Origin of the sequence: Sulfidibacter corallicola (assembly GCF_017498545.1) — a bacterium.
Taxonomy (GTDB): domain Bacteria; phylum Acidobacteriota; class Holophagae; order Acanthopleuribacterales; family Acanthopleuribacteraceae; genus Sulfidibacter; species Sulfidibacter corallicola.
In genome coordinates, this window is sequence record NZ_CP071793.1 from 313,283 (window position 1) to 333,032 (window position 19,750).

Consider the following 19,750-nt stretch of genomic DNA (forward strand, 5'->3'; position numbering starts at 1 on the left):
CTGGTATAGGAACTTGGAGCCCAAGTACCGACTTCCCTATCAAAGGCGGCAACGATGCGCAAATAGTACCAGAAAATGCCGGATCGACGGATCGGGGCGTGCGCGTGCTGGATCGGGTGGTCGATGGAGGCCGGTCGAGACCGCGTGGTACGGGTCGACCGGCATGGGTCACGCTCGGTTTCGGCATGGATTGCCGCGATGTCGCGCTCCGTGCGTTTCGTCCCGAATGGTACCCGTGCGGCCAGGCCATTCGGGGACGCGCCTCAATCCAGCGTCTTGGGAGCCCGTTTGATATCGCGAAACATGCGCATCTCCTTGCGGATCTCCTCCACGGGACGGCCCTGTTCGCGGCTCATTTCGGCCAGTGTCTTTTCGTCCGGTTCCAGTGGGAGGTATCCGTCCGCCCGTTCCCGGATCGCGGCATCGCGTTGTTTCGCGGCGCGGGATTCCCGCAGCATGGTTTCCACTCCGGAGGGCATGGCGCTGATGCCCAATTTCTTGAGGAACTCCTGGTCCTCCAGCGTGAATCTCCCCTCGAAACTCTGAGTGTCTCGTCCTTTCTTCTTGCTCATGATGCCTCCCAAAAATCCCATATGGTCGGTGTCGAGACCGATCCGAGTAGCCCTTTCCCGGGTTACCGATCCGCTTGACCGATCAGTTTGTGCAGCGTCTCCTGGAGAAGCTGCTTATTGAAGGGTTTGAACACGATTTCATTGATACCGGCCTCGAGAATTTCCTCGTCTTTGGGTTGATCCACGGGGGTGGTGATCATGACCACCGGCAGTTCGTCCACCGCGAATTGGGCTCTCACCTGACGAGCCAGATCCAGGCCGGAACATTCGGGCATGTTGAGATCGGTGAAAATCAGGGCGGGTTGCTCTTCACCCAGGTTGGCAAGGGCCTCGGAGGGCGAAGGGAATCCACGGCAGCGATAGCCGAGATTTTTGACGAGACGGGCCAGCATCATCAGGACCGTCCGTGAATCGTCGATGGCAAATACGAGCTGGGGTTCACAGGGCTCCGCGGGTTGGGCACGAGTGGGTTCGGCGGCCTCCTCGGGCTCGGTGTCCGGTTGAGAAGGAGCGGGTTCGGTGGCTTCGAACGATTCTGCGCCGTTCAGGAGATTCAAGAACTTGTGGGCGGCCCGAGCCAACTGGGCATCGTCGCTTTGACTCATGAGCCGCACGCTGTCTTGGGCGGTGGCGTTGTCCGAGCCGATCAGGGCGTCCAGCCAGCGTCGGGTCCAATTCGGTCGATTCTGGTGCAGCACCGTGCGGGTCCAGGTCTCCAGCAGAGCGGCACGGGGAAGGGTGGCCATGATTTCGAAGAGAATTTCGGCCTGTTCGTCGGAGAGGGTGGGCAGCAGCAGGGCCACCAGTTCCTGGCGGCGGTACAGCATCGAGGATACGACCTTGAACAGATTGGGACATTCGCGCAGGGTACTCGGTCGGATACCGACGAGAAGGAGCAGCAGGGGAATGGCCGTTTCGGGCGCGTGATTGCTCAATTCGAAAATGATCCGTCGCCGGAGTGTTTTCGAACCTTCCGCACAGCGAACGAGAATGATTTTGGTGCGCGCAAAATCATTGCTGTCCAGGCGGTTGCGGAATAGATGGAAGAATTTCTTTTCCTCTTCGTTCATGGGGTGGCTCGTTCGAAGAATTTGGCTCCTTGGATGACGGCGCGGGGGCGGGTAGGGTCGGCGACAGGTGGAGCCGACCGAAGCGCGGATTCGGGCTCCCCAAGTCGCGAACGATGGTGAGGCGTTTGTCCCTGGAAATGCGTGGATCGGTGGCGATTCCAAGTGCCGACACATACCTGCCCACCTGCGCTCGAGACCTTCCGAGTTCGGCGGAAGTGCGGGGAAGGCTTCAATGGCGAGGCCAGGTCCGAATCGATGAGTGACAGGAAATCGCGGAATTGGGTTTTTGGGAAGATGAAAAGGATTTGGAAACCATCATAAACCGTGATTGTACGAATTTGCCATCAAAACAATAGAAAAGGGCCGGGTTATTTGGAACCGATCGCGTAGAGTGCCTTGTGGGTTCGGAGGAACAAGGTCCCTTTCGCGATCGCCGGCGAAGCGGCCATCGGTTCCTGCATGTCGTTGCGTGCCAATACCTTGAACTCACGACCCGTCTGAATGACCGAAATCGTTCCATCCATGGCCGTCAGCAGGATTTTGTTGCCGGCGACCACGGGAGAGCCGCGGTGCCGTTGGTCATGGGTGCGCTTGCGGTAGATTTCCTTGCCGCTGGCGGCATCCATGCAGATCAGAACGCCGTTTTCCCGGCAGAGGTAGACCAGGCCGTCGTGAATCAGCGGCGAGGGGACGTCGGGTGTCTGATCCGACCGTTTCCAGGCGAAGAACTGATTTTTGTCGGTGATGTCGCCCTTGGCGCCCGAGGGTTTCAGGCCCAGGACCGGACCGCCCTTGGCCGAGGGCACCACGATCAGGTCGTCGTGGACCGCCGGGGTGGCGACAAATCGGTAGAAGGGGTTGTAATCGGGTTTTTGCAGGCCGCCGCAGCGCCAGATCTCGGCCCCGTCGGCCAGGTTGTGGGCGGTGATGTAGTCCGAACCGTGCGACAGCAACCATTCGTTGCCCTGAGCGCGGTACATGACCGGCGAGGCATAGGTGTGCCGGCTCTCCTGGCGGGCGTTGGATCGGCGTTCGTGGCGCCAGATCTCTTTGCCGGAACGCTTGTCGAGTGCCAGCACCAGTTGGGCGCCGTCGTGCATGAGTTGCAGGTACAGCCGGTCGCCGACGACCAGGGGACTGACGGCCATGCCCCAGTAGATACCGAAGGTTCCGTAGTCTTTCTGCATGTTGCGGCGCCACAGCTCCACGCCTTCGAAATCGTGAGCCGTGAGGGTGCCGGTCCCGAAAAAGGACCACACGTGGGTGCCGTCGGTGGTCGGCGAGGGTGCCGCTTCGTTGCTCTCACCTTGACGAATGTCGCGGTTGCCGTTGTCGATTTTGCGCTTCCACAGGGTTTTGCCGCGGGTATCCAGACACATCAGCACCAGGTCGTCGCCGTCGGCGCTGGTCAGGAAGATGCGGTCGCCCCAAATCACGGGTGTGGAGGGCGCGGGTCCCGGTAGGGGCGTGCGCCACAGCACGCTTTCGGTCTGGCTCCAGGTGGTGGGGATGGAGACGGCGGAACTGGTGCCGTTGTGGTTGGGGCCGCGCCAGTGGGGCCAGTGTTCACCGGAAAGTAGGGGAGAGGTCAAGGTTCCTGCGATCACGAGCAGGGAGAACCATCGAAACATGCGAGCTCCTTTTCGATCGCTTCGAACGTTTCATCAGTAGCCAGGACCTGGGTAGAACATCGGTCCCAGGGCCCCGAGAACATGAGTATTGAAGCAAACTACTGAAATGGAAGTCGATTATACCGTGAAGCGATTCATGGAGGGGAACAGCGCGGCCGGGGTCGGCATTCCAGGGGTCGGGGCTCGTGCGGCGTGCATGGCGCAGGGACCGACAGCCGACGGCGGCGCACGGCGTGGCGGCGCCATAAAACGAAAAAGGGGAGGGGCCTCGCGGCGCCCTCCCCCGTTTAGCTATCGGGTTTGTCGATCAGCGATTAGAAACGCAGTTGCGCGCTGAAGCGAACGGTGCGCGGGGTCTGGTAGAAGCGCGGGGTCAGGTAGGCGGGATCGGGAGATCCGTTGTCCTGCTCGGCAGTTTCTACGACCTGCGTGACTTCGTCGAAGTCGAACACGTTGAAGATGTCCATGCGCAGGTTGATCTGGCCGTTGCCGACCGTGAAGGGATACTGGGCGCTGAGGTCCACTTTGGACACGGTCGGGGTGGTACCCTGGGAACCGCGCGGAACCAGTTGGCCGCCCACGTAGAAGGATTCTTGGCCGTAAGCGGCCGCGAATTCGTCGGTGGGGTGAACGCCGAACGCGTTCTGGGGACGACCGGAGCGAACGCTCAGGTTGGCACCGAAGGAGAGCCCGCTGTCCAGTGCGTAGGCACCGAACACTTTCAGGTTGTGACGACGATCGTTGGGCAGGTTGCCGTAGCCGCCGTCCAACAGGCCGGGCTGGTCGAAGTTGGTGGTGATACCGGCGTCGTCCTGACCGTTGTCGGAACGTACCCAACCTTCGTAGTTACCGTAGGAGTGAGCCCAGGTGTAGGAACCCTGGATCATCCAGTTGTTTTCCCAGGCGCGCTGGAAGGTGAATTCAGCCGCGTAGTACTCGCGTTCCGCTTTGGGATAGCCCAATGCTTCGGCGGTCAAGGTGACCGAATCCAGGTCGCCGTCACCGTCGGTGTCGACGGAGAAGGTGAGGTCGGTACCGGGGTTGGTCAAGACGTAGAAGTCGAAACCGTGAGCGAAGTCGGGATCGCCGACGAACTCGTTGAGCGCCGCGTCGACCGCGATATCTTCGATGGCTTCACCCAGCGTACGGTGGACACCGCGAACGCCGACAGACCAGTTCTCGCTGATCTTGGTTTCGTAACCGATCACGAACTCGTCCTGGTACATGGGCTCGATGGAGGTGTCCAGGATTTCGCTGGTGTCGGGAACGGTGCCGTCGCCGAAGATGCTGATGTCGCCGCCCAAGGGGCTGTTGTGATCGGCGAAGATCGGAGAGTCGTCGCCGTTGCGGCCGGTCACTTCATAGTAACCTTCGGTGAAGAACTCGGCACCGGACATCCGGATGTTGGTGTTGGAAGCGATCGGCAGGTAGTAACGGCCGAAGTTCGCGTAGATCTTGGAGCTGCTGTCGCCCTTGGGATCGTAGATGAAACCGATACGGGGGGCGATCTGGTTGTCGACCTTGATGAAGGTGTTGCCTTCGGCGTTGCGGTTGTCGAAGGTCTCGTTGCGGAGACCGACGTTCAAGGTCAGCTTTTCGTTGATGGCCCAGCTATCCTGGATGTAGATCGCGGTGGTTTTCACTTCGAACTCACCGCCGCCGCGGAAGACGCGCTCGCGAACGATCGGGGTGCCCTCGGCGATGCCCCAGATGTTGCCGGCACCGGCCGACTCGTAGCGCCACCAGATGTCGCCGGAGTAGTTGGTTTTATCGAAAGAGGTGTTGGTTTCGAAGTCGAAACCGGCGCGGATGCTGTGGTTCTGGACGTACCAGTCCAGGTCCAGGCGCATGGCTTCGCGCTCGTCTTCGGCTTCGGACACGCTGCGGTTGACCCAGCTACCCAGGTTCAGGTTGGAGCCGTCTGCAGCGATTTCGGTGATACGGGGGTTGACGTCCAGCGGAGATTCACTGGTGCGGTTGAACTTGTTCTTACCGAACTGGGCGGAAACGAACAAGGTCGGGGTGATGGTACCGGTGTACTTGGCGATCAGGTTGTCACCACCGCGCTGGTGGGTGGCGGTACCCGACAAGTCGCCACGGCCGGAGCCGCGCACGAAGTCGTAGTTGGTCTGGTCGCGGTCGGTCTCGTCGGAGAATGCGGTCAATTCGAGGGTGTGGTTGGGGGTGATGTGCCAATCGAACTTGGCACCCCAGAAGGCATCGTCGGACTCGTAGACGCGGTCCTGGTCGACGCGGGCATCTTGAGTTTGCGAATCGCGGGGGTTGTACAGGGCGTAGAAGAAGGCGCGGTCTTTGACGATCGGGCCGCTCACGTAAATGTTCGCGTCCATGACGTCGCGCTCTTCGACGCTGTTGGTGCGGTCGATGGTGTCCGGGCTTTCGCTCGCCAGGGAATCGGGCTCCCAGTACAGGGTGACGCCGTAGTGGAATTCGTTGGTGCCGCTCTTGGTTACGGTGTTGATGACACCGCCGGTGGAGCGACCGAACTCGGCCTGGTAACCACCGGTCTTGACCTGCAGTTCTTCCAGGAATTCGAAGGGAACGGTGCTGCTGCCCAGACCGTTGCGGAAGTTGGTGGTGTTGAGGCCGTTGACCAGGTATGCGTTTTCCGCAACCGAAGCGCCGCCCAAGGAGGCCAGTTTCTGGCCGCCGTGCACGTCTTCCGTTTCGAACGCCTGGTCACCTTCGGTGGAACCGGGGGCCAACAGGGCGACGGCGGTTTGGTCGCGAACGACCGGTACACGCTCGGTGAGTTCTTCGGTACGTACGTTGAGGCCGAAGGTGGTCGAGGTGGTATCGACCAAAGACTCGGCCGCGGTTACGGTGATGACTTCGGAAACGTCACCGGGTGCGAGGGTCAGGTTCAAGGTGGTTTTGGCGCCCAAGCCGACGTGAACGTTGGCTTTCTTGGCGGTTTGGAATCCAGTCATGGTTGCCGTCACGGTGTATTTGCCGAGCGGGAGTGCCGGGAAACGGTAGGTTCCATTGTCACTCGTGACCATGTCTCTCTTTAGGCCTGTGTCCTGGTTTTCAATCACAACGACCACGCCGGGAACGGTTTCGCCTCCGGAGGTCGCTACGGTTCCCATCAGGAACCCATGGGTGTCGTCGCCGGCAAAGGTGTTCACACAGAACAATGCTGCGCACAGCACGACCCACCCTCTCCAAGGGATGGATTTAGACAGACTCATGGAAAAGTCCTCCTCTGTTGATTTTCCAAGGCTTATTGCATGAGCAAAAATGGTATGAACCATGTCCGCATATATTCGATTGAGCAGGGGAACCAGGTAACCACCGAGTCGGTCATCGCAATGTAGAGGCAAGCAACTAAGAACGTATCTCTATGGGAAAACGTGCCCTTTCGTTCATGTATGTCGTGCTTCGCCTCGAGAAAAAGCCAGTCTGAATGAAGCGTTTTTTCGCGCCGATGGGGTTCGCGACTCACGGAGCACCCATCTCCGTTCACCCTTGTCGCGGGGTCCGACTATCGGCTACCGCTCGGTTTTCATCTACCTATTCCCCACCTCCTTGGGTAACCATGCACGTTTCGTCAACGGGCATGGGCCTTATTGGAGATTCGTCTCAATGTTGATTCGAATGCTAAGCGTCGCTACAGCCTAACTCAAATTCGCCGGTAACTTCAACAGCGTTATTGTCATCACAGAATTCTTCGCCGAAGTATATGCCTCGTTTGAATTGCAGAAGGGGGGCTTCTTTTTGTGTGATGCGGAAAATCCCTGGCCGTTCGCGTTTGCCCACCCGTTCGGGAATTTGTCTCGGAAACCCTGTGATGCGACACTTTTAACAAAACACTCACAAAGGCGTGGGGCCTTGCCGATCGCGGGAACGGCCGCGCCACATGCGCTCGGCGGTTCCTTGATTCGCCCTGGGATTTTTTTTGAGCCGAAGATTGGGTTTTCTGTTATCCTCTTGGCGAGATTCTTTCCACTTCCATTTTTTTTCTTTTTCGATGACCTGTTGGACACATGACTATCCAATCTTCTTCCCAAACAGATCTCTTGATGGAACTACAGTCATTGCGTGAAGAGAACCGGCGACTCAAACAGGAGTTGCAGGCCACACGCCATCGGGTCGTCGACGCTCCATTTCTCCAGACGATGATCGACGCGATTCCCACGCCGGTCTTCTATAAGGACATCGAAGGGCGGTACCTGGGCTGCAATCAGGCGTTCGAGGTCTTTTCCGGATTGTCGCGCGAGCGAATCGTCGGCCAAACCGTATTGGACCTGCTGCCGCGCGACATGGCCCTGCCGCACGTGCACATCGATGCCGAGCTGCTGGCCGCCGGCGGGATGCGGGTCATGGAAGCCAAGGTCCGGTTTCCCAACGGCAGCACCCACGACATGCTGGTTCACCAGGCCCTGTTCACCAACGCGTCCGGCGAGGTGGCGGGCATCATCGGCGTGATGGTGGATATCACCGATCGCAAATGCGCCGAGGAGCAGATTCGCTACATCGCTTCCCATGACGCGTTGACGGGACTGCCCAATCGCTCGCTGTTCATGGATCATTTCTCCAAGGCCCTGGCTCGCGGGCGACGCGATCAGACCCTGGTGCTGCTGCTTTTCGTCGACCTGGACGGATTCAAGCTGGTCAACGATCGCTACGGCCACGGCGCCGGCGACAGCCTGCTGCGCGAGGTGGGCGTGCGCCTCTCCGATTCTGTGCGCGAAACCGATACGGTCGCCCGCCTGGGCGGCGACGAGTTCACGGTTCTGCTGACGGGGGTGACCGAGGTCGCCGCGGGGGCGCGGGTCGCCGAAGCGATTCTCTCGCGGCTGAACGAACCGTTCCGCGTGGAGGGTGGCCAGGCCTATATCGGATGTAGCATCGGTATCGCGGTCTACGGCCGCGACGGCACCACCGCCGACGATCTGATTCGCAGTGCCGATGCAGCCATGTACGCCGTGAAACGCATGGGCAAGGATGCCTACCGATTCGCTTCGCAGAAGGGTCAACTGGTCAGTGTCAATTTTTGATGCGAACGGCGTTCTAAAGCCGAACGGTTCGGTCGTCGGCCCTGCAAGGTCCGCGAAGCCCCCGTCACTCACCCGAGCGTCACATTTCCCGTCAACCACGTCTTGACTTTTGTCCGACCTCTATTAAGATAGGGCTGTTCCAATGCGCATCGGGCGATTAACTCAGCGGTAGAGTGCTACCTTCACACGGTAGAAGTCACTGGTTCGAACCCAGTATCGCCCACTCTCATACTTATATAAAGTAGCCGTCCTCGCAGCGCGTTTCCTCGGCAGCGATACATGGGGTTCCGATCCGAGCATGGGTCGATGGGGCTCGGTCCCGTTCGGAGCCTGGCTTGCGCCCACTTTTTTCGCCGAGATCGCGGAGGACACCGCGTCGTGTCACCCCCTTCGAGTGTGAATCGGGCTCCCGTTCCGGATGGTGGTGTTCGGCTCCGGTTATCATCGAGCCCTCGGTCCTCTTAGCGCGGATCGCCGTTTTTCGATCCTTGGCCGACGGCCTCGAATTTGGTGTTCGTGCCGATTTCCAGGCAATTAGGACTGTTTGTGGAGGGCTTCGTTTTTAGATGTCCTAGTTGCTTTCTGGTGTGTAATTTGATATTGTGCAACTATTCATTAAATGACAAATAGCTGTTTTCTTGAATTCTAATGGCGCGGTCCGTGAACCGTGACTTGGTGGTTTTCAATTATTTCTGTGTTTTTTGGCGCACACTTCGAATTCTCGGCAGTTTACTAAAGCAATCCGCACAATTCTTCACTCCTTTTCGCTGAACGAAATCGGTTCACTCGTGGTCGGGACGGCATTGCCGGCTTCCGTTCGTTTCGAACAAATCCGTGTGGTCATTCACATTCGCCAATCACGATTCGCCCGAGGGAGAAGGGGCAATCGGCAACACATCTGGCGGAACGGGTTCCTTCCTGCCGGTGCGGCGGCTTCGCGTCCAACCATTTCGAGCGAAGCGGCTCGTCCCGTCTGTTTGGCCATGTCGATGCGACGTTTTGTGTGAGCGTCGTTCGGTGCATTGCGAACCTCCTTTCGATGGCGGTTCGGGTGGACGAATCGAGTTGTCTGGGAGCGACTCGTCTCGTCGAGAAGGAGCTTGAGCATGATCGTGAAAACTGTGCGTGGCAATCTGTTCCGAAGTGCGGTTCTCTGGATGGCCCTCCTTGTGGGCTTCGGCATTCATGGCGAGGATTCGCTCTTGGATCAGGACTTTTCCAGTCTGTCCCTCGAGGAGCTGCTCCAAATCAAGGTTTCGTCGGCTTCCGGCATCGAAGAGACCCTGCGGGATGCGCCCGCGGTCATGGTCGTCATCACCCAGAACGACATACAACGCAGAGGGTACACGGACCTCGTGGAAGTCATCGGCGACCTGCCGGGCTTCGACGTCTCGATCAGTCAGGGCACGGCCTTCGCCACGGCCTACCAGCGCGGTTATCGCACGCCGTTCACCCAACGGGTGCTTTTCCTGATCAACGGCGTGGTGACCAACATGCTGTGGTCCCACAATTTCGTCATCAGCCGCCAATATCCGCTGAGCAACGTGGATCGGATCGAGGTACTGTACGGGCCTGCCGGCGCCGTGTACGGGCCCAACGCCTTTTCGGGGGTCGTCAACCTGATCACCAAGAACCCCAGTGAGTTCGGTTCCGAATCCCATTTTGCGGCATCGCTGCAAGTCGGGTCTTTCGAAAGTGCCGGCGTCGATCTGACGGCCGGTGGCAGCATCGGCGATTTGCGGTACGCCATCAGCGGGCGGATCTTCGCAAGCGACGAGGCCGATCTGGACGACATGCCCGGGACGACCTTCATCCGTCCCGAACTCTTGAGTGATCGCGACCTCTGGGGCCCCGTGTTGGCCCAGAACTTCCGCGATGTGAGCTATGGCGAGTACGCCAATCGCTCCGATAATTGGGGGATCGTGGCCGAGTTCGTCTACAAGAATTTGACGGCCGGGATCACCAGTTGGGAAACCGACGAGGGCTACGGCGTGTACTACGCGTTCGACCGGACCCAGCCGAACCAGGGCTGGATCAACGGCGGCACCCAACTCTACTTCAAGCACGAGGGACTGTTGGCCGGAAAGGTGAAAGTGAAGAACGAGGTCACCCTGCGTGAGGACGGCATCTCCGGCGGTTGGGTCGAGGCCACGCCGGATTGGCGCGCGGGTGCGGAGCAGTACAGTTTCGTGTCGATTTCCGATTGGAATTCGGAAAACAGCGCCTGGAAACTACGCCAGGATTACGATTGGCAGGTGAATCCGAAGCTGCGCCTGACCGGTGGCATCAAATACGAGCGGAAAGAGCTGACCAAAGCCTACGACATCTGTCAATACTGGGCCGGCTCGCTGTGTACCTCGGCCTCCAACGATTTGGATCCGGCTGCGCTGGACGCCCATCTGGGGTCACTGGGTAATTTCGACGGGTCCCTGACGGCGTCCTCCCTGGGTGCCGGCATTTATCACACGACGGTCGCCGACGGCGATTTTCCACCCTTGACCCTGACCTCCGGCACCGTTCCCACCGACAACCTGGCCGAGACCACCGACAAGGGGGTCTACCTCCAGGCGATCGGCCAAGTGCAGCAGTGGCATGTGCAGGCGGCCCTGCGATGGGATGAAAACAGTTTGTACGGCAGTTTCGTCAAACCTCGGGTTTCGGTGGTGCGCCCGATCGGCAAGAACTACACCGTCAAATTCCTCTACGGCGAGGCGTTTCAGGAACCGCCGCCCATCCAATTGTGGGGTGGCTGGACCGGTCGCGCCGCCAACCCCAACCTGCAGCCCGAAGAAATCCGCAACCTGGAATTCGTGTTCTTGGCCCAGACGCGTCGCATGCTGCACGAATGTTCGCTGTATCAGGCCGAATACACGGACGTGATCAAGGAAGAAGCGGAAAACGCCGGCGATCGCACGATCCTGGGTCTCGAGTATCGCGGGCGCTTCAAGTTCGATCACTTCCGGGTCGGGCTGGACAGCATCAGCGGGTACGTGTATTACAGCTACACCGATGCCGAGAGCAGCATTCATTACGATCACGACCAGGGGCTCTGGCTGGAGGGCGATACGGATTTGGGCGATATCGCGCCGCACAAGATCAACTTGGGTTTGGACGTGCCTTTGGGTGAACGTCTACACGCCTTCCTGCGCACCAATTGGGTGTCCGATCGGAAGCTGTATTCGCGCAATCCCCTTCGGGCCCAAGACGAGGACCTGGATGGCTACACGAGGGTGGACGCTTTTGTCAGTTACCGCTGGCACCAGGTGTCGCTCGGCCTGAAGGCCAACAACCTGTTCGACGAAACGCATTTTCATCCGGGCACCGAATCGGCCGCCGCGGGTGACGACGGCAGTCAGCGCAGCCTCGCCTTTCACAGCTCGGTGCTGCCCCAGGTCGGGCGAAACTGGCAGCTTCAACTCAATTTCAACTGGTGATCCTTCAGCCTGCATCCTCGTGCACGATATCGCTCAAGACATCGCGTACCATCGCGTCATGCTCGTCTTCCAGGGCGTCGGACGCAATGGATCGCACGAACAAGGGGCCCACCGCCTCCAGCGCGGTGGCCGCCACCAGGCGCATCTGGGATCCCTCCTCTTTCAGCAGGGGCCTCAAAAAGGGAATCAATCGCGGATGGGGGATCAGACGGGCCGTATCCGCGGCCCAAAGTCGCACGGCGGGATGTTCACTGCACAGTGCCGCTTCCAGGTGGGGCCAAACCGTTTCGGCCGGGAACCGGCGAATGACGGCCTGCACGCTTTCGTATACGGTCAGATCTTCCCAGTCTCCAAAGGAGTTGAGATAGAGCGGGATGCAGGCTTCATCGGGGTGATCGTAGAAATGGTCGGTGGTGGCCCGGTATAGGTGCCAATCGGCTTCGCTGGGTCGATCGGGCATGGGCTGCCGGGTTCGCAGAAAGGCCAATGCCTCGTGTGCTTGCATGTGGACCTCGGTGAGTTGTATTCGAACCGGATGACTCCTGTTATACAACTTCTAGACAACCCGTTCAATGGAAATGTACCGCGGTGAATCGGTCTCCTCGTGTTCCCTTCGGCCGTCCGCCCTTCGATCGCCATCGACCTTTGTCCTGCATGGTCGCGGATCCGCGGTGTTTCCCGGGATCCCCCACGGATCGCTCAAATGACTTCCAACACGGCGCGCGGCACCCAGCCGTTGTACCCGTTGGCCAGACGAATGCGGAACCAGCCCGGCGATTCGTCGAGGATTTGGCAGCGGATGCCCTCGTGAATGGTGAAGTTCACCGTCTCGCGGGTGGAGGGGCCGGCGAGGACCTCTACCTGTGCTGCCAAGATGACCGCGAAGTCGTTGCGTGACAATTGGCGGTACTGAAGGAATGCGGTGCCCATCAGCAACAGGCCCAGGGTGGCACCGATGACCATGACGTATCCCAGCCACTTGCCCGATTTGGGGCGAATCACGATCACCAGCGAAGCCAGGCCGCCGACGACGAGAAAAAGCAGGCTCAAATAGAACACCGTGCTGTAGTTCATGCGGTTCCAGAGGAGATCGACGCTGCGCAGGAAGGCTTCGTCCTCGTTTTCGATGATGGGATCCACGCGCGATTCGTTGGCCAATGTCAGGTTGTTATGGATGTCGTCATCGCCTGGCAGGAACTTTTCGGCCCGGTAGTAGTGCAGGATCGCCTTGCCCAGTTTTTGGGATTTGAAATAGGCGTTGCCCAGGTTGTAGTGGATTTTGCCGTTTTCCGCGCCTTCCGCCAGCAAGGACTCGTATTTCTCCGCCGCGATGTCGAAACGCTCTTCCTGGTAGGCCTGGTTGGCTTCCTGCCAAAGGCCGTCCGTCGAGGCTGAATACAACAGGCAAAGTGCTAAGGACATGATCACGACAAAACCCCCTCTAGCGATTTGACGGTGGCCACCGTTTTGTTCAACAACTGTTCGCGTGCACCCGCGCTTCCCGGTGTGAAACGGGCCAATTCGATGGATTCCATGCAGGCGTTGACATCGTCGAAATGGGTCGGTTCGATGCCGTCCTTCTCGAGCCGGTTGCGAATCATCTCCAGCGAAATGCCCTGGGCCGGCCGGTCCCATTTGTCGCCGAAGTAGCCCAGCAGGGCATCGGCCAAACCGGCGTAAAAGGGCTCGCCCTCCTTGGACTTGAGCGGGCCGACGGCTTTCTGGAAGTTTTTCCAGGCGTATTTGGAACGGAAGCGGTTTTTGTGGTCCTGGCCACGCGAGCGCATCAGCAGACCCACGAAGACGAGGAGGTCGAGCACGAGGAATCCGGCGGCGGTCTGGACCAGCAGCATCGGGCGCTGCAGCTTGGGCTTGCCGGAGATGTCTCCCAGGTCACCCAGCTTGATGTAGTTGAGGTTCTGCTCCGCCAGGATGGTCCCGGATTCGCGCCCCACGGAAACCTGGCCGCCCGCGAGTCGCTCGCCTGGCGTGACTTCGAGGTTGAGGATCTTTTCCGCGCTGGTGTGGTATCGGCCTTCCTCGGTGTTGAAGAACCCCACCCGGGGTAGGGGAATCTGGTAATCGCCTTCGCGCTTGGGTACCAGGGCGAAAACCCAGGTTTTCGAAATGACGCGACCGCCCCTGGTTTCCGAGGTGGGCGTGCCGCCCTCGTAGACCTCGAAGTCCCGTTTGAGGTTGTCGAGCGTGATGTCACTGACGGCGGCGAAGTTGCCGTCACCGGCGATCTCCACCTTGAGCGAAACCGAATCGCCGAGGCTGATCGAGGATTTGTCCAGTTCACCCTTGACGCTGAAGGAACCGACCAAACCGGTGAAGTTGGCCGGTTTGCCTTCCGCGGGCAGGGGCTTGATGGTCAACTCGAGGGCGTTGGTGGAGCGCCGCACTCGTTGCCAGTCCGCGAAAAAGGAGCGGCCCACGCTGACCGCCAGTTCGAATTCGGTGGGATCGACCGTCAGTTTGCCGGTCTTGTTGGCGTAGAGCAGGCGCTCGGCGAGGATGTCCACCTCGTAGCGTTTCGAATCGCGGATGACCGTGTCCTGCCAGGTTTCGCGATCGACCTCTTCCACCCAAAAGTCCCGAAAGTCGGGAAGGCTCATGGAGGAGCCGTTGCTGGAGATGTTGACGCCCGGTGTCCGGAAAATTTTCACCTGGAAGGCGATCGGTTCTCCGATGAAGTACTCGCTCTTGGAAGTGCTCATCTCGGCGAAGATTTCGGCCTGTTGCTGGCGCTGGTTTCGGCGGTCGTTCTGGAAGGAGTCGATGGGGGAGCGCGAACGGGTCGAACGCAGATTGCGGACCTCGTCCTTGACCGATATTTGGGTTTTGGGACTCTGGAACGTTTTTCCGGCGACCTGCACCGCTTGGGACGGTAACTCGAAGGTGCCCTTTTTGGTGGGCCGCAAAAGATAGGTGTAGCTGTTGGTGCTGGTGACCTTTCCGTTGACGATGGTGGTCTGCATGGAAGTGGAGGGTCGGCGCTGGGCCAGCTCGAAATCGCCGAGTTCGAACCCGTTGGGGAAGTTCGGGGCCCTGCCTCTGGGGCCGCCTTCCACTTGAATGGTGAATTGCACCAGCTCGTTCAGGCCGACTTCCCGCGGCGCGATGGAGAAGGTCACGTTGGGGTCTTGGGCGAATGCGGCACTCCCTGGAAGGAGGAGCACCAGCGCCAAGAAACCGATCCGTCTCATGGTTACCAGTCCTTTGCTTTCGTGGGCGATTTGCCCATCTTGCGCTTTTGATATTCCTTCTGTTGTTCCTGTTCCTGGTCGGCGAGGGTTTCGAAAATCTGTTCCTTGCGCCGTTCTTCCTCTTTTTTGTCCTTTTCGGGCTTGCGTTCCTTGGCGTCTTCCTGCTCCGCGTCCTTCAGTTCCTTGGACTCCTTGGGCAGCTTGTCCTCTTCGTCGCCCTGTTCCTTGCCCTGCTTGGCGTCGCTGTCCATTTCCTGCTGCTGTTGTTGTTCCTTCTGCTTCTGTTCCTGCTCCTGGTCCTGCTCGTTCTGCTCCATGTTGGGCATGTTCTGGGGCTGCTGGTTCTCCTGCTTGTTCTCTTTGTCTTCGTTCTTCTGTTTCTGCGGCTGCTTCTGCTGCTGTTGCTGCATGCGCTGAAGACGGCGAAGCGCGATTTCCAGGTTCCGTTTGGCGTCGATGTCTTCGGGGTTGGCGCGCAGGTAATCGGCGTAGTTGCGAATGGCTTCTTCGAGTTTACCCGACTCCAATTGCAGGTTCCCCATGTTGAATTCGGACCGGGACTTGGCCTCGACGTGCTCGCCCTCGATGGCCTTCTGGTAGAATTCGCCGGCCTTTTCGGTATCGCCCATGGCGGCGTAGGTGTTGGCGATGTTGTAGGCCAACGCCGAATTTTCCGGTTCTTTTTCGTAGAGCTCCAGGTACTTGTCCAGCGCCTGTTGATACTGTTGGTCCTGGTAGAGTAGGTTCGCCTCGTTGTTGCCCGTCGGGATCTGGGTGTCGAGCAGGCCGGGTGCGTCGTTCGCGGCGAATGTGACCTGCAGGCCCAGGAAGGCGAAACCGGCCAGGCAAAGCCACGACCGCGGTTGTCTTTTACGCGTGGAGATCATGAGCGCACCCCCTGAGTTCGGCGCAGTTTCCTGAACGAACGATGGCCCAGGCTGTAGGCGGTGGCCAGGAAGGCCAGTGACACGAGTAGCGGATATTGAAACCGGTCTTCCATCTGCTGATGGCGGCGGGAAGAGAACTCGGCCTCCTCCGACTCGGCCAGCGATTTGTAGATTTGGCTGAGCTCGATGCCGGCATCGGAAACGCGGTAATAAGCCCCGCTTCCGTTGAGGGCGATGCGTTCGAGCGTCGCTTCGTCCAATTGGGAAAACACGATGTGGCCCTGTTTGTCGCGCTTGTAGGTCACTTCGCCGTTTTCCTCGCCTTCGGGGATGCGCGCCCCCGATTTCGAGGGGTTGCCGATGCCGACCGTGAAGATGCGAATGTCTTCCTTGACCGCCTCGGCCACGGCGGCGTCGATATCGCCCTCGTGGCTCTCGCCGTCGGTGAACAGGACCAGCACCTTTTCGGCGGTGGAATTACTGCGTCCGAACACCTCGATCGCTTCGCGAATGGCGGAAGGTACGTCGGTGCCGGGATCGGTGATGGTTCCCGGCTCCAGACCGCTGAGAAACAGGCGGATGGCGCCGTAGTCCACCGTCAGCGGACAGTAGGAGAAGGCACTGCCGGCGAAGGCGATCAGGCCCACGCGGTCGCCCTCCAGGAGGTTGAGGAAGTTGTCCACCTGTTGACGGGCCTTGGAGATGCGGTCGGGCGACACGTCCGTGGCGGCCATGCTGCGCGATACGTCGACCGCCACGATGATGTCGATTCCGCGCGAGGTGACCGTCTCCAATTTGGTGCCCCATTGGGGGCGCGCCGCCGCCAGCACCAGGAACAGGGTCCCGAGGCAGAGAAAAACCAGGTACAGCAGTCGTCGTTCGAAGCCCGCGCCCATGACGAGCTCGGGTTTGTGGCCCGAGACCATGGCGGCGATCTGGGCGGAACGATGCCGTTCGGCGAAGATGAAAATCACGACCAGCAGCGGGATCATGATCAGGAAGTAGAGAAAATTGGGTTCGGCGAATCTCATGCTAGCTCACCTTTTTCACGCAAGGGTTGCGTCGGGTCCGTGAATCGCGGCCTGCGGGACGGGAACGGTGTGCCCCATCAGGCCGGTACCTTGCGGCAGACGATCTGGTTCATCATGACTTCCAACATCAGCAGGAGACAGCCGGACCACAGAAACCATTGGAACCACTCGTCCCAGAGTTGGTAGTTCTTGACCGTGACCTCGCTTTTCTCGAGTTCGTCGATTTCGGCGTAGACCCGTTCCAGGTCGGCCAACGACTCGGAGCGGAAGAAACGTCCGCCCGTCTTGGTCGCGATCTGGTGGAGCACCTGCTCGTTGACGTCGGTACGGCCGGGGCTGCCGAAGCCGATGGTGTAGACCTTGACGTTCTCGGATTCGGCGATTTCCGCGGCGCTGATCGGCGCGATGTTGCCGGCCGTGTTGTCGCCGTCGGTAAGCAGGATGACGACCTTGGACTTGGCGTCCGACTTGTGGAGCCTGCCGACCGCGGTGGCCAGGGCGTTGCCGATGGCAGTTCGGCGCAAGTCCTTGGGGAATAGGTTGATGTCGATTTCGCGCAAGGCGCTCATGACCATCGTGTAGTCGACGGTCAGCGGGCAGCGCGTCAAACTGTAGGTGCCGAAGGCGATGAGGCCGAGGCGGTCGCTCTGGCGCTTTTCGATGAAGCCGGCCATGACCGTTTTGGCCGCCTCGATGCGCGATACCTGGCGGCCGCCGGCCACCATGTCCTCGGTCTTCATGGTGCCGGAAACGTCCATCACCAACATGATGTCGACGGCGAAGGTTTGGATTTCCTGCACGTCCTGTCCCGACTGGGGGCGGGTGAGTGCGAAAATCAGCAGAACCAGGCCGGGATAGCGAAGCCAGTGCAGATGGGGAGACACGGCTGCGCGCCAACTTCGCGGCAGCCCGTGCAGGTAGCTACCGCCGCTGAACAGCACCGAGGCGCGACCGCGGCGGTTACTCCACAGGCGCAGCGCCAGCAGGGCTGCGGGCAGGACGAGCAGTATCAGATACCAGGGATCAGCCAGCCGCCACAACGTCGTCCTCCTTTTGTGCCGAAGCGTCGTCGCCGGCCGGTGTATCGGGTGAAACCGGTTGGGGTTTCAGCTTTTCGACGATTTGATAGGCCCGGTTGACGTTCTCCTGGTTTTCGGCCTCGACCGGATCGTACTTGGCGAATTTGACGCGGTCGCAAAGCTCCTGGAACACGGTATTCCACTGCGCGACCTCCTCCGAAACCAAGTGGGGATGATCGGCGAACCAGGTCTCCATTTCGTAACTGGTCATCTCTTCGGCGTGGATGTCGAAGAGGCGCGAGTAATAGTGGCGCACGATGTGGTTGATGGCCACGTAGAATTCCTTGACCCGGCCTTCTTTCAAGAGCGTGCCCGAGGTCAGTTCCTCCAGGGCGCGCAAGGCTTCTTCATAGGGCGGAAGCGCCGGTTTGGGCGGGATCACCACTTCTTTCCGGGGGCGGCGCGACAGCCAAACCAGGAATACGGCCAACGCGGCCAGCAGCAGGATCGCCACGGCGGTGAGGATCAGCCAGATCGGCGGGATCTCCATGTCCAATTGGCCCTTGGCGGGGGCCACTTCCTCGTCGCCTTCCTCCAGGAGCGCCACGATGTCGACCTTGAGTTCGGGCGTGAGGAAGGTGCGCGGAAGGGCTTGGCCGGCTTCCTGGGCGACCAGTTCGATTTCCGGCAGGACCTTTTCGCCCAATTCGTACCAGGCGACTTCTGCGTGAATTTCCAGGTAGCGTTCGGCATCGCCCTCGTTTTCCGGGACTTCGGGAACCACCCATTCGGATTTCAGGACCCGTGCTTCGTCCAGCTCTTCCTTCAGGGCATTTTTGGGAAAAGTCCAACTGCCGTCGTGGCGAATCTGGATCGTCAGCTTGATCGGATCACCCACGTGGGCCTTCTCGGGCTCCAACACGGCCGAAATGTCGGGATCGGTCGCCCATGAGGGCAGCCCCAGCAGAAGCAGCCACAGAGGGCAGGACAAGAGCTTGTTCACCGGCGCATCTCCCTCATTCTGAAAAAGTTCATCAGGGCCTTGTCGTAGGCCTCCCCGCAGGCGATGGGAATGGCGTCCACCCGCGAACGTTTCAGCGTGTCCAGCGTTTGGCGACGGGTGGACTCGGCTCGTTCGATGTAGGCGCGCCGCACCTTGCGGCTGCCGAAGTCCACGTACATCTCCTGGCCGGTTTCCCCGTCCTCCAGCACGTAGAGGCCGGATTGGGGCGGGTCCAGTTCGCGCGGATCGAACACCGGGATCGCGATCAGGTCGTGGCGGCTGCGAACGAAGCGCAGGGGTTTGTCGAAGGCCTGATCCAAAAAGTCGCTGATCAGAAAGACGACCGCCTTGCGTTTGACGACCTGGGAAAAGTAGCGCAGGGCGCCGGCGATGTCCGTCTTCAGGCCGTGGGGTTCGAAGGCCAGGATTTCGCGAACCAGGCGCAACACGTGCTTTTTGCCCTTTTTCGGCGGCACGAAGAGTTCCACCTGATCGGTGAAGATCAGGCAGCCGACCTTGTCCTGGTTGCGAATGGCCGAGAAGGCGAACAGCGCGGTCAACTCCGCCGCCAGGTCGCGTTTCGACTTGTCGCCCGAGCCGAATTCCTGCGATCCCGACATGTCCACCAGGATCATGACGGTCAGTTCCCGTTCCTCGGAGAACTTTTTGATGTAGGGTTCGCCGGAGCGGGCGGTCACGTTCCAGTCGATCGAGCGGATGTCGTCGCCGGCCTGATAGGCGCGCACCTCGGCGAACTCCATGCCCTGGCCCTTGAAGGCCGAGTGGTACTGGCCGGCCAGGGTTTCGTCCACCAGCTTGCGCGTCTTGATTTCGATTCGCCGGACCTGGCGAATGATCTCCTTGGCTTCCATG

14 protein-coding genes and 1 tRNA gene are annotated in these 19,750 nt (G+C 59.8%); 3 read left to right on the top strand and 12 right to left on the bottom strand.

Features of this window, described 5'->3' with window-relative positions; all coding sequences use genetic code 11:
* Window positions 1–263 precede the first annotated feature (263 nt).
* The 4 genes from J3U87_RS00940 to J3U87_RS00955 form a co-directional block, all read right to left on the bottom strand.
* Window positions 264–572: a hypothetical protein gene (locus J3U87_RS00940; protein WP_237381148.1), complete on the bottom strand. Its 309-nt coding sequence runs from the start codon at window positions 570–572 to the stop codon at window positions 264–266.
* A 62-nt stretch (window positions 573–634) separates the two neighbouring features.
* Window positions 635–1,642 carry a response regulator gene (locus J3U87_RS00945; protein ID WP_237381149.1) on the bottom strand — a complete coding sequence of 336 codons (1,008 nt, stop codon included), beginning with the start codon at window positions 1,640–1,642 and terminating at the stop codon, window positions 635–637.
* 368 nt (window positions 1,643–2,010) lie between these two features.
* Window positions 2,011–3,273 carry an outer membrane protein assembly factor BamB family protein gene (locus J3U87_RS00950; protein ID WP_237381150.1) on the bottom strand — a complete coding sequence of 421 codons (1,263 nt, stop codon included), beginning with the start codon at window positions 3,271–3,273 and terminating at the stop codon, window positions 2,011–2,013.
* 314 nt (window positions 3,274–3,587) lie between these two features.
* Entirely contained in the window at window positions 3,588–6,485 is a 2,898-nt protein-coding gene (locus J3U87_RS00955; protein WP_237381151.1) for a TonB-dependent receptor, read from the bottom strand.
* A gap of 831 nt (window positions 6,486–7,316) precedes the next feature.
* Here J3U87_RS00955 and J3U87_RS00960 point away from each other — a divergent pair.
* From J3U87_RS00960 to J3U87_RS00970, 3 genes are all read left to right on the top strand, one after another.
* Window positions 7,317–8,294, top strand: a complete 978-nt coding sequence (locus J3U87_RS00960; protein ID WP_237381152.1) for a GGDEF domain-containing protein — start codon at window positions 7,317–7,319, stop codon at window positions 8,292–8,294.
* A 151-nt stretch (window positions 8,295–8,445) separates the two neighbouring features.
* Window positions 8,446–8,517, top strand: a tRNA-Val gene (locus J3U87_RS00965).
* A gap of 883 nt (window positions 8,518–9,400) precedes the next feature.
* Window positions 9,401–11,728, top strand: coding sequence for a TonB-dependent receptor plug domain-containing protein (locus J3U87_RS00970; protein WP_237381153.1), 2,328 nt, complete (start codon window positions 9,401–9,403; stop codon window positions 11,726–11,728).
* Between the two features lie 4 nt (window positions 11,729–11,732).
* Here the strand turns inward: J3U87_RS00970 and J3U87_RS00975 are convergent, their stop codons facing one another.
* The 8 genes from J3U87_RS00975 to J3U87_RS01010 form a co-directional block, all read right to left on the bottom strand.
* Window positions 11,733–12,233 (bottom strand): HEAT repeat domain-containing protein, encoded by a 501-nt coding sequence (locus J3U87_RS00975; RefSeq protein WP_237381154.1) that lies wholly within the window; start codon window positions 12,231–12,233, stop codon window positions 11,733–11,735.
* 194 nt (window positions 12,234–12,427) lie between these two features.
* Entirely contained in the window at window positions 12,428–13,150 is a 723-nt protein-coding gene (locus J3U87_RS00980; protein ID WP_237384466.1) for a tetratricopeptide repeat protein, read from the bottom strand.
* A 2-nt stretch (window positions 13,151–13,152) separates the two neighbouring features.
* Entirely contained in the window at window positions 13,153–14,937 is a 1,785-nt protein-coding gene (locus J3U87_RS00985; protein ID WP_237381155.1) for a BatD family protein, read from the bottom strand.
* A 2-nt stretch (window positions 14,938–14,939) separates the two neighbouring features.
* Entirely contained in the window at window positions 14,940–15,824 is an 885-nt protein-coding gene (locus J3U87_RS00990) for a tetratricopeptide repeat protein (protein ID WP_237381156.1), read from the bottom strand.
* Window positions 15,821–16,855, bottom strand: a complete 1,035-nt coding sequence (locus J3U87_RS00995; protein WP_237381157.1) for a vWA domain-containing protein — start codon at window positions 16,853–16,855, stop codon at window positions 15,821–15,823. Before J3U87_RS00995 ends, J3U87_RS00990 begins: the two co-directional genes overlap by 4 nt.
* Before the next feature lie 77 nt (window positions 16,856–16,932).
* Window positions 16,933–17,895 carry a VWA domain-containing protein gene (locus J3U87_RS01000; RefSeq protein WP_237381158.1) on the bottom strand — a complete coding sequence of 321 codons (963 nt, stop codon included), beginning with the start codon at window positions 17,893–17,895 and terminating at the stop codon, window positions 16,933–16,935.
* On the bottom strand, window positions 17,879–18,877 hold the full coding sequence (locus tag J3U87_RS01005; protein ID WP_237381159.1) for a hypothetical protein: 999 nt from the start codon (window positions 18,875–18,877) through the stop codon (window positions 17,879–17,881). The genes J3U87_RS01000 and J3U87_RS01005 overlap by 17 nt, the downstream gene beginning before the upstream one ends.
* A complete protein-coding gene (locus tag J3U87_RS01010; RefSeq protein ID WP_237381160.1) occupies window positions 18,874–19,749 on the bottom strand; it encodes a DUF58 domain-containing protein in 876 nt (291 codons plus the stop codon). The genes J3U87_RS01005 and J3U87_RS01010 overlap by 4 nt, the downstream gene beginning before the upstream one ends.
* Window position 19,750 lies beyond the last annotated feature (1 nt).

Excerpts from the sequence above, each read along its gene's own strand:
- J3U87_RS00970 (WP_237381153.1), top strand. The coding sequence starts at position 9,401 with ATGATCGTGAAAACTGTGCGTGGCAATCTGTTCCGAAGTGCGGTTCTC.
- J3U87_RS00980 (WP_237384466.1), bottom strand. The coding sequence starts at position 13,150 with ATGTCCTTAGCACTTTGCCTGTTGTATTCAGCCTCGACGGACGGCCTT.
- J3U87_RS00995 (WP_237381157.1), bottom strand. The coding sequence starts at position 16,855 with ATGAGATTCGCCGAACCCAATTTTCTCTACTTCCTGATCATGATCCCG.
- J3U87_RS00985 (WP_237381155.1), bottom strand. The coding sequence starts at position 14,937 with ATGAGACGGATCGGTTTCTTGGCGCTGGTGCTCCTCCTTCCAGGGAGT.
- J3U87_RS00955 (WP_237381151.1), bottom strand. The coding sequence starts at position 6,485 with ATGAGTCTGTCTAAATCCATCCCTTGGAGAGGGTGGGTCGTGCTGTGC.
- J3U87_RS00975 (WP_237381154.1), bottom strand. The coding sequence starts at position 12,233 with ATGCAAGCACACGAGGCATTGGCCTTTCTGCGAACCCGGCAGCCCATG.
- J3U87_RS00940 (WP_237381148.1), bottom strand. The coding sequence starts at position 572 with ATGAGCAAGAAGAAAGGACGAGACACTCAGAGTTTCGAGGGGAGATTC.
- J3U87_RS00950 (WP_237381150.1), bottom strand. The coding sequence starts at position 3,273 with ATGTTTCGATGGTTCTCCCTGCTCGTGATCGCAGGAACCTTGACCTCT.
- J3U87_RS01010 (WP_237381160.1), bottom strand. The coding sequence starts at position 19,749 with ATGGAAGCCAAGGAGATCATTCGCCAGGTCCGGCGAATCGAAATCAAG.
- J3U87_RS00945 (WP_237381149.1), bottom strand. The coding sequence starts at position 1,642 with ATGAACGAAGAGGAAAAGAAATTCTTCCATCTATTCCGCAACCGCCTG.
- J3U87_RS00990 (WP_237381156.1), bottom strand. The coding sequence starts at position 15,824 with ATGATCTCCACGCGTAAAAGACAACCGCGGTCGTGGCTTTGCCTGGCC.
- J3U87_RS00960 (WP_237381152.1), top strand. The coding sequence starts at position 7,317 with ATGGAACTACAGTCATTGCGTGAAGAGAACCGGCGACTCAAACAGGAG.